The organism is Aestuarium sp. (assembly GCF_023253315.1).
Taxonomy (GTDB): Bacteria; Pseudomonadota; Alphaproteobacteria; order Rhodobacterales; family Rhodobacteraceae; genus Marivivens; species Marivivens donghaensis.
The window spans coordinates 26,127-43,135 of sequence record NZ_JALRGW010000005.1; the positions used below are offsets into that span (position 1 = coordinate 26,127).

Annotated in this window: 15 protein-coding genes and 1 tRNA gene; 12 read left to right on the forward strand and 4 right to left on the reverse strand. The window is 58.0% G+C overall.

The features are described from left to right. Positions 1-79 precede the first annotated feature (79 nt). The 3 genes from AC1QQ2_RS04675 (at position 80) to AC1QQ2_RS04685 (ending at position 2,931) form a co-directional block, all read left to right on the forward strand. A complete protein-coding gene (locus AC1QQ2_RS04675) occupies positions 80-493 on the forward strand; it encodes an MAPEG family protein (RefSeq protein WP_479712261.1) in 414 nt (137 codons plus the stop codon). A 41-nt stretch (positions 494-534) separates the two neighbouring features. Then, a complete protein-coding gene (gene lpdA / locus AC1QQ2_RS04680; RefSeq protein WP_067550690.1) occupies positions 535-1,923 on the forward strand; it encodes a dihydrolipoyl dehydrogenase in 1,389 nt (462 codons plus the stop codon). A 126-nt stretch (positions 1,924-2,049) separates the two neighbouring features. Beyond that, positions 2,050-2,931 carry a tellurite resistance TerB family protein gene (locus AC1QQ2_RS04685; RefSeq protein ID WP_479712262.1) on the forward strand — a complete coding sequence of 294 codons (882 nt, stop codon included), beginning with the start codon at positions 2,050-2,052 and terminating at the stop codon, positions 2,929-2,931. On the opposite strand, the gene AC1QQ2_RS04690 is transcribed toward AC1QQ2_RS04685, so the two are convergent. Further along, on the reverse strand, positions 2,928-3,578 hold the full coding sequence (locus AC1QQ2_RS04690; RefSeq protein WP_105234297.1) for a GntR family transcriptional regulator: 651 nt from the start codon (positions 3,576-3,578) through the stop codon (positions 2,928-2,930). The genes AC1QQ2_RS04685 and AC1QQ2_RS04690 overlap by 4 nt on opposite strands. A gap of 31 nt (positions 3,579-3,609) precedes the next feature. Continuing rightward, on the reverse strand, positions 3,610-4,302 hold the full coding sequence (locus tag AC1QQ2_RS04695; protein WP_479712263.1) for a M48 family metallopeptidase: 693 nt from the start codon (positions 4,300-4,302) through the stop codon (positions 3,610-3,612). 107 nt (positions 4,303-4,409) lie between these two features. On the opposite strand from AC1QQ2_RS04695, the gene AC1QQ2_RS04700 reads away from it, so the two are divergent. Together AC1QQ2_RS04700 and AC1QQ2_RS04705 are read left to right on the forward strand one after the other, a co-directional pair. Beyond that, a complete protein-coding gene (locus AC1QQ2_RS04700) occupies positions 4,410-4,733 on the forward strand; it encodes a TIGR02300 family protein (RefSeq protein ID WP_479712264.1) in 324 nt (107 codons plus the stop codon). Positions 4,734-4,820: 87 nt separating this feature from the next. Then, positions 4,821-4,896, forward strand: a tRNA-Ala gene (locus AC1QQ2_RS04705). An 11-nt stretch (positions 4,897-4,907) separates the two neighbouring features. Here the strand turns inward: AC1QQ2_RS04705 and AC1QQ2_RS04710 are convergent. After that, entirely contained in the window at positions 4,908-5,249 is a 342-nt protein-coding gene (locus tag AC1QQ2_RS04710) for a cupin domain-containing protein (protein ID WP_479712265.1), read from the reverse strand. Positions 5,250-5,403: 154 nt separating this feature from the next. Here AC1QQ2_RS04710 and AC1QQ2_RS04715 point away from each other — a divergent pair, with 154 nt between their 5' ends. The 3 genes from AC1QQ2_RS04715 to AC1QQ2_RS04725 are packed head-to-tail and all read left to right on the forward strand — an operon-like array spanning position 5,404 to position 8,976. Continuing rightward, positions 5,404-6,792: a phosphomannomutase gene (locus tag AC1QQ2_RS04715; protein WP_479712266.1), complete on the forward strand. Its 1,389-nt coding sequence runs from the start codon at positions 5,404-5,406 to the stop codon at positions 6,790-6,792. A 2-nt stretch (positions 6,793-6,794) separates the two neighbouring features. Beyond that, positions 6,795-7,811: a GDP-mannose 4,6-dehydratase gene (locus AC1QQ2_RS04720; protein ID WP_479712267.1), complete on the forward strand. Its 1,017-nt coding sequence runs from the start codon at positions 6,795-6,797 to the stop codon at positions 7,809-7,811. A 1-nt stretch (position 7,812) separates the two neighbouring features. After that, positions 7,813-8,976 (forward strand): nucleotide sugar dehydrogenase, encoded by a 1,164-nt coding sequence (locus AC1QQ2_RS04725; RefSeq protein ID WP_479712268.1) that lies wholly within the window; start codon positions 7,813-7,815, stop codon positions 8,974-8,976. Positions 8,977-9,011: 35 nt separating this feature from the next. On the opposite strand, the gene putA is transcribed toward AC1QQ2_RS04725, so the two are convergent. Continuing rightward, a complete protein-coding gene (gene putA / locus AC1QQ2_RS04730) occupies positions 9,012-12,413 on the reverse strand; it encodes a bifunctional proline dehydrogenase/L-glutamate gamma-semialdehyde dehydrogenase PutA (RefSeq protein WP_479712269.1) in 3,402 nt (1,133 codons plus the stop codon). Between the two features lie 363 nt (positions 12,414-12,776). Between putA and AC1QQ2_RS04735 the strand changes: the two genes are divergently transcribed. From AC1QQ2_RS04735 to AC1QQ2_RS04750, 4 genes are read left to right on the forward strand one after another with little or no spacing between them, the layout of a single operon-like run. Beyond that, entirely contained in the window at positions 12,777-14,204 is a 1,428-nt protein-coding gene (locus AC1QQ2_RS04735) for a mannose-1-phosphate guanylyltransferase/mannose-6-phosphate isomerase (RefSeq protein WP_479712270.1), read from the forward strand. Positions 14,205-14,209: 5 nt separating this feature from the next. Further along, complete coding sequence (gene gmd / locus AC1QQ2_RS04740; protein WP_479712271.1) at positions 14,210-15,328, forward strand: GDP-mannose 4,6-dehydratase; 1,119 nt, start codon at positions 14,210-14,212, stop codon at positions 15,326-15,328. A 1-nt stretch (position 15,329) separates the two neighbouring features. Further along, entirely contained in the window at positions 15,330-16,262 is a 933-nt protein-coding gene (fcl, locus tag AC1QQ2_RS04745; protein WP_479712272.1) for a GDP-L-fucose synthase, read from the forward strand. Beyond that, positions 16,255-17,007 (forward strand): WecB/TagA/CpsF family glycosyltransferase, encoded by a 753-nt coding sequence (locus AC1QQ2_RS04750; protein ID WP_479712273.1) that lies wholly within the window; start codon positions 16,255-16,257, stop codon positions 17,005-17,007. The genes fcl and AC1QQ2_RS04750 overlap by 8 nt, the downstream gene beginning before the upstream one ends. Positions 17,008-17,009 lie beyond the last annotated feature (2 nt).

Sequence of the window (17,009 nt, forward strand, 5' to 3'; positions counted from 1 at the left end):
ACCTTGCACTAACAACTCTCGGGGGGTCCGGGGGGCAGACAGCCCCCCGGCCTCTCAACAAAAGGCACCGATTGAACTCATGACCCCCGAACTCGAAGCCCTCGCATATGCCGCTTTGCTGCAAGGCCTACAGTTTGGCTGGATGTCGATCCGTGCAAACCTCGAACTCGGCGCTGGTGTCACAACAAGCCCCCGTGACCCTGACCGTTTGACCAAACCTTTGATGGAGATGGTCAGCACCAAAACGGGCCGCCTCTTCCGCGCCATGAACAACCACTTCGAGGCGCTGATCATGTTCACCATCGCGGTCCTTGTGGTCGTGCTGGGGGACAAAACAACCGGATTTTCCGCGGCCTGCGCTTGGACCTACCTCGCGGCCCGCGTTCTCTACGTTCCGGCTTACTATTTCGGCTGGCGCCCTTGGCGTAGCCTGATTTGGATGGTCGGATTTCTCGCAACAATGGCGATGATTGCATCTGCCATTCTCTTTTGACTACGCTTGCCACACTGGTGGCTACTGAACAGGAGACTGCTATGTCCAGCTATGACGTTATCGTAATCGGCGCCGGCCCTGGTGGCTATGTCTGCGCAATCCGTTGCGCCCAGCTGGGTCTGAAGACCGCAGTTGTCGAAGGTCGTGACACCCTCGGCGGCACCTGCTTGAACGTAGGCTGCATCCCGTCCAAGGCCCTTCTGCACGCGTCGCACTCGCTGCACGAAGCCGAAGAGAACTTTGGTAAAATGGGCCTCAAGGTCGCGAAACCCAAGGTCGATTGGGCAGCGATGCTGGATTACAAACAGGGCGTGATCGACGGCAACACCAAAGGCATCGAATTCCTGTTCAAAAAGAACAAGGTTGATTGGATCAAAGGTTGGGCCTCCATCCCCGAAGCTGGCAAAGTGAAAGTCGGCGACGACATTCATGAGGCGAAGAACATCATCATCGCAACAGGCTCTGAACCTTCTGCCCTACCGGGTATCGAAGTTGACGAGGAAACCGTTGTGACCTCGACGGGCGCATTGGCTCTGAAATCGATCCCAAAATCGATGGTTGTAATCGGCGCTGGCGTTATCGGCCTCGAACTCGGATCGGTTTACAAACGCCTCGGCGCTGATGTGACCGTCGTCGAATTCCTCGACGTGATCACCCCAGGTATGGACGGCGACGTTCAGAAGACCTTCCAAAAGATGCTCGCGAAACAAGGCCTCAACTTTGTCATGGGCGCTGCGGTTCAGGGTGTTGCCAAAGGCAAAGGCAAGAACACCGTCACCTACAAACTGCGTAAAGACGACAGCGAACACAGCATCGACGCCGAAGTCGTTCTGGTCGCCACAGGTCGACGCCCCTACACCGCAGGCCTCGGCCTCGACGCTCTGGGCGTAGAGATGACCCAGCGTGGTCAGATCGCGACCAACGGTCACTACGCGACCAACATTCCGGGGGTTTACGCCATCGGCGACGCAATCGAAGGCCCGATGCTGGCGCACAAAGCCGAAGACGAAGGCATGGCTGTTGCCGAGGTTATCGCAGGTCAGGCTGGTCACGTGAACTACGACGTGATCCCGGGCGTGATCTACACCGCACCCGAGGTCGCTTCGGTCGGTAAAACCGAAGAGCAGCTCAAAGCCGAAGGTCGCGCCTATAAGGTGGGCAAATTCTCATTCATGGGCAACGGTCGTGCAAAGGCTGTCTTTATGGGCGACGGTTTCGTCAAAATCCTCGCTGACAAGGCAACCGACCGTATCCTCGGTGCGCACATCATTGGACCAGCAGCAGGCGACCTGATCCACGAGATCTGCGTTGCGATGGAATTCGGCGCAGCTGCCGAAGATCTGGCACGCACCTGCCACGCGCACCCGACCTACTCAGAGGCGGTCCGCGAGGCGGCACTGGCTTGCGGCGACGGCCCGATCCACAGCTAAGACTTCCAAAGGGCGGCCCTCGGGTCGCCCTTTTCATTTGCGCTCCTGAAATTCCCCGATCCCGTCCAAACTCCGCCCCAATTCACAGGCACAAATGTCCTCAAGATGTAACGAGGAGCCTGCGATATGCGCGGAATGATGACCCTGTTTTCGGTCCTATTGACCCTAGCCCTTATGCCATCACAGGCAGAGGCCAAACGATATTCCATTCCGAACACAGGCTTTGGCGAGAACCTGCAATTCATCACCGAAACGGACCAAGTTGATCCCAACGGCAATCCGATGTCGCTTTGCTATCTTGGTGAAGGCATCGTTCTTTTGTCGGCCCAAATGACCTTTGAGGTTCAGGGCTATGTCCTCGCCGAGAACCGTTGCGAGGCCGATAGCTATTTCGAACTCACGCTCCAACAAATGATCATGGGCAAGGCCGCTGGCCTGTTCCCCGCCGACGTGCCCCTCTTTCCCGAAACCCCTGCTGATATCAAACTGCGCAACTATGGGTTCTATGGTCTGATCGCGTTCATCATAAGTGTCGGCTTGCTCACGAAACTCATCGCTTCCAGGGGTGGTTTGCAGGCCATGACCAGCAAACGCGGGTCGCGTAAGTCCCGCTATAACGACGAAACCGCCGTCCATGCCTTGGCTGCGATGTGCTATGTCGCGACCTGCGATGGTGACTATGACCAACGCGAGATCAAACAGATTTCCCAGACGTTGAGCGCTCTCACAGGTTGCGTTTATACGCCGAAACAGATCATCGAGATGCTGAATTACACCGCCCAAGACAGCGACGCGGTTTCGGCCATTGGTGCGGACCTAAGCGAAAACGACCGCCATATCGTGATGGAGGCCGCAATGCGCATCGCCTTTGCAGACGGCAAGGTTGAGCAGGGCGAATATGACGCCATCGCCCGCATCGCGACCCTCTTGCAGGTTTCAGCACAGGTGATGCGCGATCTGATCCAGAAAATCGCGAACGCAGGCGCGGGACAACCCGCGACGGTCTAACCCCTAAGGAGCCGTAGACCTTGGGTCACATCAGCCCGCACGGCAAGCCGCAGCCCTGGTTCGTCGCCTGCCTTGAGCGCTGATAGGATCAGACGATGATGGGGTGGCGGCTCCTTGCGGTTCAGACGCCCATAGAGCGCCCGCATCGTTGGTCCCATCTGGAGCCAGACCGTTTCCGTCATCATCAACATCGCGGGCGCCTGCGCCCGCAGATAGAGCGTGCGGTGGAACTCTAGGTTCATGCGGATATAGCCAATCGCATCATGCCGCGCGACCATCTGACTGACCGCCTGATTGATCGTCTCGAGCCGTTCGATCAGAGCAAAGTGCGCACGTGGCAAAGCGCGACTCGCCAGTTCGGGTTCAAGCATCGCACGCAGGGCCGCCAATTCCTCGATCCGTTCATTGGACAGTTCTGGCGTTGATACGCGCCCCGATGAGGACAAGAATAACGCCCCTTCCGCAACCAAACGACGGACGGCTTCGCGGGCGGGGGTCATGGACACGTCGAACTGTTTGCCAATGCCACGCAGGGTCAACGAAGCCCCCGGCATGATCTCTCCGTGCATGACCTGCATACGCAGGGTGCGATACACCCGTTCATGGGCAGCGGCAGAGGGATCAGTGGGGCGGCTAGACGGTATCATGTGTCGTTTGTGATCACAAAAATTGCGCTCGTCAATCGCTGAACCGCACCCGATGCAGAACCTGACCTTCGGTTTTCAACCAGTGACGAGGTTCCTCATAGTCGGGGTAAATGTCCGCCACGACATCCCAAAATGCTTGGGAATGGTTCATCTCGACCAAATGCGCGACCTCATGGGCCGCCACGTAATCAAGCACCTTTGGCGGTGCCATAATCAGCCGCCAACTATACATCAGATCACCTGCAGAGGTGCACGACCCCCACCGCGACCGCGTGTCCCGTAGGCTCAGTCGCCCATAGCTACGCCCCAGTCGGGCTGCATAACGATCTGATGCTTCGGCCAATGCATCACGGGCCTGATGTTTCAGAAAGGCCAGAACGCGCGTCCCTGCCCGATCAGGCTCGTTGGGCACCTCTAGAACCTCGCCCGTGAACCGCACCCGTTTGGCAGTCGTGCCCAAAACGGGAACCTCATCCCCGCGAAATAGAACCGTTCCGTTGATCCGAACGGTGCGCTCTTCTCCGATCTTGTCCAGATGTGACCGCAGCCAAAGCTCCCGTTCCCGCACAAAGGCGATTCCTTCGCGTTCATCCACGCGGGTCGGCATTGTCAGCGTCACGCGACCATCCAACCGCGAGATTCGCAGCGAAATTCGCCGCGCACGTGCAGAACGGCGCAGATTCACCGAAATCGGGGGGTTGCCAGCAAGCGTTATACGGCTCATATGCCTGTTCCTGATGTAAACCGGTGTCAAAGCCTTTGACACCATGGATGGCTTATGGCAGGTGGCATCATTCCACCGCAAGAGCGTGACAGATTGAAGGGATAGCCATGCCCAATGAAGAATGGGGAACAAAACGGATTTGCCCAACCACAGGCAAGCGTTTTTACGACCTGAATAAAAACCCGATCGTTAGCCCCTACACGGGCGAGGTCGTGAACATCGACACTTCGAAAACCCGCACCATGATTGCGGACGCCGAAGACGCGCAGACCAAAAAAATGAAGGTCGAAGACGCGGATGATGATCTGATCCTCGACGATGATGACGACGAAGACGTAGATCTGGGCGATGATGTGCTCGACGAAGACGACGACGATACCGTGTCGTTCGATGATCTGGGCGACGTTGCTGCAGGCGACGACGAAGACTAAAAAATTCCGGCTCGGGCGAAATTTGCACTTGCACCCGCCCGAGCCAGCGCATAATCAGCGCAGCACGGCAGAAATGCCTACATTGATGGGGCCTTAGCTCAGCTGGGAGAGCGCCTGCATGGCATGCAGGAGGTCAGCGGTTCGATCCCGCTAGGCTCCACCAAATCCCCGCCTTTACACCTTGATCACGTAGTCTTTGACCGTTGTTTCAATGACTTCCCACGTGCCCGAAAACCCTGGTCGGATGACAAAGCTATCGCCCGCTTTAACGGTTTTCTCTGATCCATCATCCCCGCGCAGGATCGAGTGTCCCGCAAGGATGCGGCAGTATTCCCATTCGTCATAAGACACCTTCCAAACCCCCGGTGTCGCCTGCCAAATCCCCGCATAGATGCCGTCGCGATCCTCGATGTCCCACGAGGTAAAGACGGGATCGCCTGCGATGACCTTGGACGGGTCTGGGCGGCTCTCGACAGGATCAGCGGCGGATCGGGTGATGGATTGAAGTAGCGTCATGGGGGTCCCCTTGTTTGCAGCGATCAAATCCGAACCCATGCGTGATTGCCACATCTTTCTGAACAAAGCCCGAGGCTTGCCGTTATAGGTTGCATGATCGTCCCTGAACGCTAGGGTCGCGCCATATTTTATAACGTTGATCTTGGACTATCGGATGGCACCCTCTTTTGGCACCAGTGGCTTGCGTGGACTTGTCACTGAACTCACACCCGAGCTGGTGACAGCCTATGTACAGGCGTTTTTGTCGGTCTGCCCTCATGGTGGTGCGCTCTTTGTTGGTCGGGACCTGCGGCCATCGTCACCTGACATCGCGGACCAAGTGATTGCTGCCGCTCGTGCCGTCGGTATTCGTGCGGTGGATTGCGGTGCAGTGCCGACTCCCGCACTGGCCTTGGCCTCAATGTCCGCAGGCGCGGCAGCCGTGATGGTAACAGGCAGCCACATCCCCGCCGATCGCAACGGGCTAAAGTTCTACGTGCCGTCGGGTGAGATCAGCAAAGAGGACGAGGTCGCAATCAGTGCGGCCTATGCCGCGAGACAGGCTCCCGCAGCGGGCAATGGCGCGCTCGACCAGATCGACGCCACTACCCCCTATATCGCCCGCTATGTGACCGCTTTTGGCGCTGAGAGCCTCGCTGGGCTGACCATCGGCGTCTATGAACATTCCTCTGTCGCGCGTGACATCATGGCGGATGTTTTGACAGCCTTGGGCGCGACTGTCGTGCGCTTTGGTCGGTCCGAAGTATTCATCCCCGTCGATACCGAAGCTGTCGATCCCGAGACGCGCACCATGCTCGAAACACTCTGCCGCGAACATGGGCTCGATGCGATTGTGTCGACCGACGGGGACGCGGACCGTCCGATGGTCACGGATGCAAACGGTCAAGTCATTGTCGGCGATGTGCTGGGCGTGATGACCGCGCTCTTGCTCACTGCGGATACGATCTGCACCCCCGTGTCATCGAACGACATGGTGCGCCGTATGCCAGAGTTTGGATCGGTCCACCTGACGCGGATCGGATCGCCCTATGTGATCGCCGCAATGGAAGAGGCGCAAAAGAACCCAGCTAACCATGTGGTCGGATTTGAAGCCAATGGCGGGTTCCTGATCGGGTTTGAGGCGACCTTGAAAGGCCCGCTGCCCCCGCTTATGACCCGCGATAGCCTATTGCCGATTATCGCCCCGCTTGCCTCGGCAAACTTGGCGGGCAAATCCTTGGCCGACTGCGTTGCCGAACTTCCGCCATGCTTTACCGCCGCTGACCGCGTGCAAGAGATCAACCGCGATAAGGCGGCCGTATTCCTGTCGACCCTGATCGAAGATGACACTGCGCGAGAGACCTTTTTCGCGTCCTCAGGCAGCATCAAAAACATTGATCTGACCGACGGCCTGCGGGTGAATTTTGACAATGGTCAGGTCGTTCACCTTCGCCCATCGGGCAACGCCCCCGAATTCCGCGTTTACGCACAATCCCAGAGCGCCGCAGACGCGGTCGAACTGGTTGAGACATATATGGCCCGCGTGGCCGCAGAGGTTTTGTAAGAATGACAACGCAACAACGAACCGCACTGGTAACGGGCTCTTCGGGCTTTATCGGGTTTCACCTTTGCCAAAAGCTGCTCGACGATGGGTTCCGTGTTGTCGGCATCGACAACCTGTCGGCCTACTACGATGTCGCGCTGAAACAGCGCCGCCAATCGATCCTTCTACAGAACCCGAACTTCCGCGTCATCAACGACAATATCGAAGCGCCGGGCCTGATGATGTCCCTCTTTGCAGAGGAAACCCCTGACGTCATCATCCACCTCGCAGCACAGGCAGGCGTGCGGTATTCCATCGACAATCCGCGTGCCTATCTGGAAAGCAACATCGTCGGCACCTTTGAAATTCTAGAGGCCGCCCGCGCCTATCCGCCCGCGCACATGCTGCTGGCCTCGACCTCTTCGGCCTATGGTGCGAACACGGTGATGCCCTATCAGGAAACCGTCAAAGCGGACCATCAGATGTCCTTCTATGCCGCCACCAAAAAGGCGACAGAGGCGATGGCGCATTCCTATGCGCACCTCTACCACCTGCCCGTGACGATGTTCCGCTTCTTTACGGTCTACGGCCCGTGGGGACGCCCCGATATGGCACTGTTCAAGTTCACAAAGGCGATCCTGAACGGTGATCCGATCGACGTTTATAACCACGGCGATATGAAGCGCGACTTCACCTATGTGACCGACCTCGTTGAAGGCATCCGCCTGCTGATTGACGCAGTTCCCGAACGTCTGGACGAGGTGCCCGAGGGCGACAGCCTTTCCCCTGTGGCCCCGTGGCGCGTGGTGAACATCGGCAACTCTGACAGTATTCAACTGACCGATTTCATCGCCGCGATCGAAGAGGCGACAGGCAAAACCGCAACCCGCAACATGATGCCGATGCAAGCGGGCGACGTGCCCGCGACCTGGGCCGATGCATCGCTTTTGCAGACGCTGACGGGTTACAAACCACAAACGAATGTCCGCGACGGGGTGCAAGCCTTTGTCGATTGGTATCGCGATTACTACGAGGTCTAAGATGAAGATTGCCGTTGCAGGACTGGGCTATGTGGGCCTCTCGAACGCTGTGCTTTTGTCGCAAAACAACGAGGTGACCGCAGTCGATATTTCGGAAAACCGCGTGCAGATGGTGAACGGTGGCAAATGCCCGATCGTTGACAAAGAGATGCAAGAGTATCTGTCGCGTGGGAACCTCAACCTTTCCGCCACGACCAGCACGGATGCCTACCGCGATGCAGAGTTTGTGATCGTCGCGACGCCCACGAACTACGACCCGCAGAACAACTACTTTGACACCTCCTCGGTCGAGGATGTCATCCGTGCCGTTATTGCACAAAACCCCAAGGCAACGATTGTCGTTAAATCGACGATCCCCGTGGGCTTTGTCGAACGGGTTCGCGAAGAGTTAAACACCAACCAAGTGATCTTTTCGCCTGAATTCCTGCGCGAAGGCCGCGCCCTCTATGACAACCTGCACCCCAGCCGGATCATCGTTGGCGAACGTTCGGACCGTGCCCGCCGCTTTGCAGATCTTCTGCTTGAAGGGGCAATCACCAAAGACGTTGAGGTTCTTTTCACCGACCCGTCCGAGGCCGAAGCGATCAACCTCTTTGCCAATACCTACCTCGCCATGCGTGTCGCGTTCTTTAACGAACTCGACAGCTATGCCCTGTCGCGCGGCATGGACAGCCGTCAGGTCATCGAAGGCGTAAGCCTCGATCCCCGTATCGGCAGCCACTATAACAACCCGTCCTTTGGCTACGGCGGCTACTGCTTGCCCAAGGATACCAAGCAGCTCCTCGCGAACTACTCTGAGGTGCCGCAGAACCTCATCGCGGCGATTGTGGATGCGAACAGAACCCGCAAAGACTACCTGTCTGACCGCATTATCGCGATGAAGCCGAAGCAGGTCGGCGTTTATCGCCTTGTGATGAAGGCAGGGTCGGACAATTACCGCCAGTCGTCGGTGCAAGGCATCATGAAGCGGGTAAAGGCCAAAGGGATCAAGGTCGTGGTCTACGAACCCGTCCTCGATGCGCCTGATTTCTTTGGGTCAGAGGTTATCCACGACCTGAACGCCTTCAAACACCAATGCGATGTGATCATCGCCAACCGTATGACCGACGATATTCGGGATGTCGCGGATAAGGTCTTTACCCGCGACCTCTTTGGCGAGGACTAAGAGGAACGCCCGCTGAATGTGGCGGGCGTTTTTGTTTATCCAGCGAGCAGGGCTGCATTGCCCCCTGCGGCTGTTGTGTCGATGCACAGGTGCCGTTCGTGCGTCACATGCCCAAGGTCAGGCATATCCGTGATCAGCGGAATGATCGGCCCCTTACGACGCGCAAGTGCCTCCACATAGGGGCGCGCACCGTTGCCCCACCAGATCGCACCGTGGAACCCGTTCAGCGTGGCGAGCGCAGAGGGCGCCAGTTCACCCTGCACCGCAATCGCGACACCGCCCAAGGCCTCGACCGCTGCGACCTGTGCCGCTACAGCCTCTACCCCTGGACCCATGCAAAGGATCGGGCCGCGTGGCAGGATAGAGAGCGTATTGGCCTCACCCGTTGGACCGGGGAGTTCGATCTGACGAATGATGCCATTAGACTTAGCCGCGTTGATTGCGTCTTGGGTATCCGACAGGTCCGCAGCCGTTTCCCAATCCGCGCCCTTTGCTGCCGATTTCGGTGCCGCAAATCGATAGAGGTACTGCGGACCGCCAGCTTTTGGTCCAGTGCCCGACAGCCCCTCACCGCCAAACGGCTGGCTACCGACGACTGCGCCGATCTGGTTACGGTTCACGTAAAGGTTCCCGACATGGATGCCGTCCGCGACTTCTTGGACGCGGTTATCAATGCGGGTGTGCAGTCCAAAGGTCAGGCCAAAGCCCTTTGCGTTCACCGCATCAATCACCTTTTGCAGGTTCGCCCCCTTAAAGGTCGCAACATGCAGCACTGGTCCGAAAATCTCGCGCTCCAGATCTTCGATCCCGTTCACCTTGATCATAGTCGGCGCGATGAAGTTACCTGCATTCGGCACGGGCAGTTGATGCAGGACGGACCCATTGGCGGCGTCGATATAGGCACCGATTTCTGAATAAGCGTCTTGGTCGATGACTGGGCCGACGTCAGTGTTCAGGTTCCACGGATTACCAACAACCAGCTCGTCCATCGCGCCCTTGATCATATCGATCACATGCGGCGCGACGTCCTCTTGGATGTAAAGGCAGCGCAGGGCGGAACACCGCTGACCCGCCGATTGGAAGGCCGAGGCCACAACATCGCGCACGGCCTGTTCTGGCAGCGCGGTCGAGTCGACGATCATCGCATTCAGACCACCCGTTTCCGCAATTAGCGGCGCAGACGGCGACATATGCTTCGCCATGGACTTACGGATGATCAGCGCCGTATCGGTCGAACCCGTGAACACCACGCCCGCAATCCGTTTGTCCGATGTCAGCGCAGCCCCCACCGTGCCACCCTGCCCCGGCAGAAGTTGCAGCGCAGAGGCGGGAACGCCCGCTTCGATCATCAGGCGCACGGCGATGGCGGCAACAACGGGCGTTTGTTCTGCTGGCTTGGCCAGAACAGCGTTCCCAACGGCCAACGCTGCCGCAATCTGGCCCGTGAAAATCGCCAAGGGAAAGTTCCAAGGGCTAATCGCGGTAAAGATACCCCGTGGGAAGTGATCCGCCTCTTCGGCCTGATCCGCGTAGTAGCGCAGGAAATCGACCGCCTCGCGCACTTCACCAACAGCATCGAGCAACGTCTTGCCTGCCTCTTGGGCAAGGGCCGCAAAGATCAGACCGTAGTTTTCCTCATAGAGGTCAGCCGCCTTGCGCAAGACCGCCGCACGTTCAGCAACAGGCGCATACCACACCTTTGCATCCGCAATGGCGCGTTCAACGGTTGCGCTGTCAGCCTCGACCACGGTCGCGATGGTTTCACCCGTTGCAGGATTGATCACGGGAACCTCCACGCCTGTCGCTGGCGACACCGTGATTGGGCCAGCGTTGGGCAAGGCCACATCACGCGCGGCAAAGACCTCTGCCAGCGTTTGTTCATCGCTCAAATCCCAACCCTTGGAGTTTGTGCGCCCAGCGCCGAAAATCTCGGATGGGAGGACAAGGCCTGATGGGGCCGCCGCTGTCTTGACCGCTTCAAACGGGTCGGTCGCGATCAATTCGGGCGAAACGGCCTCGTCCACGATCTGGTGCACGAACGACGAGTTCGCACCGTTTTCGAGCAAGCGACGCACGAGGTAAGCGAGCAGGTCACGATGTGCGCCGACAGGCGCATAAATGCGGCAGCGACCTTTGGTGTCCTTGAGCACGATGTCATGCAGACGTTCACCCATGCCATGAAGGCGCTGGAATTCGAACGGACGACCCTCTGCCATTTCCAGAATAGCGGCAACGGTATGGGCGTTATGTGTCGCGAACTGCGGGTAGATGTGGTCGGTGTAGTCGAACAGCTTTTTCGCGTTGGAAATATAGCTCACATCGGTCGCAACCTTCGAGGTGAACAGCGAAAACCCGTCGAGGCCTTGCACCTGCGCCAGTTTCATTTCGGTGTCCCAATAGGCACCCTTTACAAGGCGCACCATGATCCGACGGTCGAGGCGTGTTGCGGTTTCATAAAGCCAATCCAGCGCCGCCCCTGCCCGCTTACCATAGGCCTGAACCACAACGCCAAACCCGTCCCAACCCGCGAGGCTTTCGTCGGACAGAACCGCCTCAATCACCTTGAGCGAGAGAACCAGACGGTCCTGTTCTTCGGCGTCGATGTTGAACCCCATGCCTGCCGCTTTGGCCTTTTGCGCAAGTTCCAGAACCACGGGCACCAGTTCGGCCATCACGCGGTCCTCGTGAGCGACCTCGTAACGCGGGTGAAGCGCGGAGAGTTTGATCGAAATCCCAGGGTTCGCTTCAACGCTACCTTTGGTGCACGACGCCGCGATCCCATCGATAGCGTTGGAATAGGCGATCGCATAACGGCGGGCATCCTCGGCGGTGCGCGCAGCCTCGCCCAGCATATCGTAGCTGTAGGTGTAGCCCTGCGCCTCTAGCTTTGCCGCGCGGTCGAGCGCCTTTACGATGGTTTCGCCCAGAACGAACTGGCGGCCCATTTCCTTCATCGCACGCCCAACGGCTGTGCGGATCACGGGTTCGCCCAGACGTTTGATCGCGCCACGCAGAACGCCAGCCATCCCCGGCTTTTCATCGTCGAGCACGCGGCCCGTCAGCATCAGCGCCCAAGTCGAAGCGTTCACCAGCGACGATGACGCTTCACCCAAATGTTTGCCCCAGTCCGACGGCGCGATCTTATCTTCGATAAGTGCGTCGATGGTGTCCGCGTCTGGCACGCGCAGCATGGCTTCGGCCAAACACATGAGCGCGACGCCTTCACGGGTCGATAGACCGTATTCAGACAGGAAGTGCTCCATCAGACTCGGATCCGCAGAGGAGCGGATATTCCGAACCAAATCCGCCGCACGCGCCGAGATTTTGGTGCGCGTCTCTGCCGACAAATCGGCCTGCTGGATCAGCGATTGAAGCAGGTCAGCTTCAGGAGCGAATTTCATAGAGCGTGTGAACGCGGTCATGGGCCGTGCAGGCATTGCTGTCACCTAGAATGGAAGTTTCAGCTATAATCCTGTTTTGCCAAGAATTTTGAAATGGGTCTTTTGACTGTATTGATGCTAATTTGCAATCAATTGACCCGCAAATTGATCAATTTTCAAATCATGACTCCTTTCAGTCCACTTATGGCAGTGAATTTTCCCATTTGAAATCTGACCCCCGAGTCTTTCAAATCACTGCTTATTTCTTCTCGAATTTTTAACCATTTCCCAAAATACTCTGCGAAGGTTCCGCGCATTTTTATGAAAATGTTTGGAATTTCCGCGCACTTACTGCGGTTCACTTGCTACATTTACCCCACGGCCCTACCACGGCCCCATTGCGACACCTTTGGATAGAAAATGATTACACCGATTATACTTTGCGGCGGTTCTGGCACACGGCTCTGGCCGTTGTCCCGTAAGTCCTATCCAAAGCAGTTCGTGCCGCTTGTTGGTGATAAGACCCTGTTCCAAGGTTCGGCCCTCCGCATGACAGGCTCCGATTTCGCGGCGCCAATCGTAATCACCAATTCCGATTTCAGGTTCATCGTGACCGAGCAGTTGCAAGAGGTCGGCATCGACCCCGGCGCGATTATGATCGAACCCGAAGGACGCAACACTGCGCCTGCGGTCCTCGCTGCGGCCCTTTATGTCGCGCGCAAAGACCCTGATGCGGTTCTGCTGGTCGCGCCATCCGACCATATCATTCCTGATACCAAAGCGTTCAAGACCGCGATTGAGGCTGGCTTCAGCGCCGTTGACAGCGGTCAACTTGTAACTTTTGGGATCACCCCAACCCATCCCGAAACGGCCTACGGCTATCTCGAACTATCGACCCCGTCGGACGGCCAGCCAGTTGCGCTCAAACGGTTTGTCGAGAAACCAGACGCCGAACGCGCCGTGCAGATGTTGGCCGAGGGGTCGTTCCTCTGGAACGCTGGTATATTCCTCTTCCGCGCTCGCGACATCATCGCAGCCTTTGAAACCCATGCCCCCGACCTGATCGCCCCCGTAACGGCAGCGATTGAAACGGGTCATGTCGACCTCGGCTTCTGCCGCCTCGGGCCTGAGGCGTGGGCGGGTGCCAAAGACATCTCTATCGACTATGCCGTGATGGAAAAGGCCGACAACCTGTCGGTCGTACCCTTTGACGGCGGCTGGTCCGACTTGGGCGGCTGGGATGCCGTCTGGCGCGAAAGCGACGCGGATACCAACGGCGTGGTCACCTCTGGCGAAGCAACCGCGATTGACTGCGCCGACAGCCTGTTGCGGTCTGACAGCGACCGACTAGAGGTCGTGGGCATCGGTCTGAAAAACGTCATGGCCATCGCGATGAACGATGCGGTTTTGATCGCCGACATGTCCCGCGCCCAAGACGTGAAGAAAGCCGTCGACGCGCTCAAGGCCAAAGGATCGACGCAGGCGACCACCTTTCCCAAAGATCACCGCCCGTGGGGCTGGTTCGAAAGCCTCGCCATCAGCGACCGCTTTCAGGTCAAACGCATTCACGTGCACCCCGGTGCGGCCCTGTCATTACAGAGCCACCACCACCGTGCCGAACACTGGATTGTCGTGACGGGCACCGCCGAGGTCACCATCGACGACAAGGTCCAATTGGTGACGGAAAATGAATCGGTCTACATCCCCCTCGGCGCGGTACATCGCATGAGAAATCCAGGCAAAGTCCCGATGGTCCTGATCGAGGTCCAGACGGGTGCCTACCTCGGTGAAGATGACATCATTCGATACGAAGATGTCTATGCTCGCGGACAAGGAGCGAAAGGCTAACCTTCATGAAAAAAGCTCTTATTACGGGGGTAACTGGCCAAGACGGCAGTTACCTAGCGGAATTCCTATTGTCTAAAGGCTATGAAGTTCACGGGATCAAACGCCGTGCATCATCCTTTAACACCCAGCGCGTCGACCACATTTACGAAGATCGACACACCGACAATGCGCGCTTCAAACTGCACTACGGCGACCTGACGGACACATCGAACCTGACCCGCCTGATCCGCGATATTGAGCCCGATGAGATTTATAACTTGGGCGCGCAGTCCCATGTGGCAGTGTCGTTCGAGGCACCTGAATACACCGCCGACGTTGATGCGATGGGCACCCTACGTACCCTTGAGGCAATCCGTTTCCTCGGCCTCGAGAAAAAGACGCGGTTCTATCAGGCCTCGACCTCTGAACTCTTCGGCCTCGTCCAAGAAACCCCGCAGCGCGAGACGACACCGTTTTACCCGCGTTCGCCCTACGCGGTGGCGAAAATGTATGCCTATTGGATCGCCGTGAACTACCGCGAAAGCTACGGCATGTATGCCTGCAACGGCATCCTTTTTAACCATGAATCCCCGCGTCGTGGTGAGACATTCGTGACCCGCAAGATCACCCGCGGATTGGCGAACATCGCGCTCGGCCTCGAAGATTGCCTCTACATGGGCAACATCGACAGCCTGCGCGATTGGGGCCACGCCAAAGACTACGTGCGGATGCAGTGGATGATGCTCCAACAGGACGCGCCCGAGGATTTTGTTATCGCGACAGGGGTCCAGTATTCCGTACGCGAATTCATCACGTGGACCGCCGCAGAGTTGGGCATTTCAGTCGAGTTCACAGGCAAAGGCGTCGATGAGGTAGCGACTGTGGCGGGCATCAAAGGCGACTTGGCCCCCGCGCTGAAAGTGGGGGACGTGATCATGCGCATCGACCCGCGCTACTTCCGCCCCGCAGAAGTTGAAACGCTATTGGGTGATCCGACCAAGGCCAAGAAAGTGCTCGGCTGGGTGCCAGAAATCACCGCCCAACAGATGTGCGCCGAAATGGTCGCCGAGGATCACAAATCCGCGCGGCGCCTCCAACTACTCAGGGAATACGGGCTCGAACTGCCTGTGGCACTGGAGGGCTGACATGACCTACGATCTGACGGGCAAACGCATCTGGGTCGCGGGACACCGCGGTATGGTCGGTGGCGCGGTCGTGCGGCGTCTAGCGTCCGAGGGCTGCGAGGTCATCACCGCAGGCCGTGAGGTGGTCGATTTGGTGAACCAAAAGGCCGTCCACGATTGGATGGCTGCAACCAAACCCGACGCAATCGTGCTCGCTGCCGCGAAGGTCGGCGGCATCCACGCGAACGCTACCTACCCCGTGGATTTCCTCTACGAGAACCTGATGATCGAGGCGAACATCCTCCATGCCGCCAATGAGGCCGATGTGGAACGCCTGCTGTTCCTCGGCTCTTCCTGTATTTACCCCAAATTCGCGGACCAACCGATCCAAGAAGCCAGCCTCCTCACGGGTGCATTGGAGCCGACGAACGAATGGTATGCGATAGCGAAAATCGCGGGCCTCAAACTGGTTCAAGCCTACCGCAAACAACATGGCCGCGACTGGATTTCGGCCATGCCGACGAACCTCTACGGTCCGGGCGACACTTACGATCTAGCGACCAGCCACGTCCTTCCTGCGCTATTGCGCAAGTTCCACGAAGCCAAAGAGCGTGGTGACAAAGCGGTCGTCGTTTGGGGCACGGGCACTCCGCTACGAGAATTCCTGCATTGCGATGATCTGGCTGACGCTCTGGTGTTCCTCCTGCGCAACTATTCGGGCGACTACCACATCAACGTGGGGTCTGGCGTTGAGGTGACGATCAGAGAACTGGCCGAAACCATCGCAGAGGTCGTCGGCTATGACGCGGCCCTGACGTGGGACACCACAAAGCCCGACGGTACCCCGCGCAAGCTGATGGACAGTTCGCGCCTGCATGCGTTGGGCTGGAACAACGCGCGTGATCTCAAAGTAGGGATCGCGCAGACCTACGCGGATTGGATCACCAATGGCTAGGGTCGCTTTTGATGACGTGATCTATGACGTCCTCGGCGTGCCGATCACCGCGACAAACCTCCAATCCGCCGCTGACCGCATTCATGGGTGGAAAGGTGGGCAGTCTCGCTATGTCGGCTGCCGCGATGTGGCGAGCCTGATGGTCATGGCAGAGACACCCGACCTTCTGGCGATTGCGAAAAACGCGGCGATGAACGTGCCCGACGGCGCACCTGTCGCGCTTCTTGGGCGGATCAAGGGCCATGCGGTCAGCCGTACCTGCGGCCCTGACCTGATGGAAAAACTACTCACCGATCCCGCCTATCATGACCTAAAGCACTTCTTTTACGGTGGTAAAGACGGGATCGCAGAAGCGCTTGCGCAGAGGTTTACAGCCCATGGTGCCCAGATCGTTGGAACCTATTGCCCGCCCTTTCGCCCTCTGACGCCGACCGAAGACGCGAGGGTCATTGCGCAAATCAACAACAGCGGTGCCGACGTCGTTTGGCTCGGGATTTCGTCGCCAAAGCAAGACATCTGGATGGCGGATCACCTTGGGCGCATCAACGCAACGATGATCGGCGTCGGGGCCGCGTTCGATTTCCATTCTGGTGCCGTTGAACGCGCCCCGAAATGGATGCAACGCATTGGATTGGAATGGTCGTTCCGGCTGCTTCAGGAACCTCGCAGGCTGTGGCGGCGGTATCTCATCCTCGCCCCGAAATTCGTGTTTCGCGTCCTGACCACAGGCACAGGGACGGTATAGCG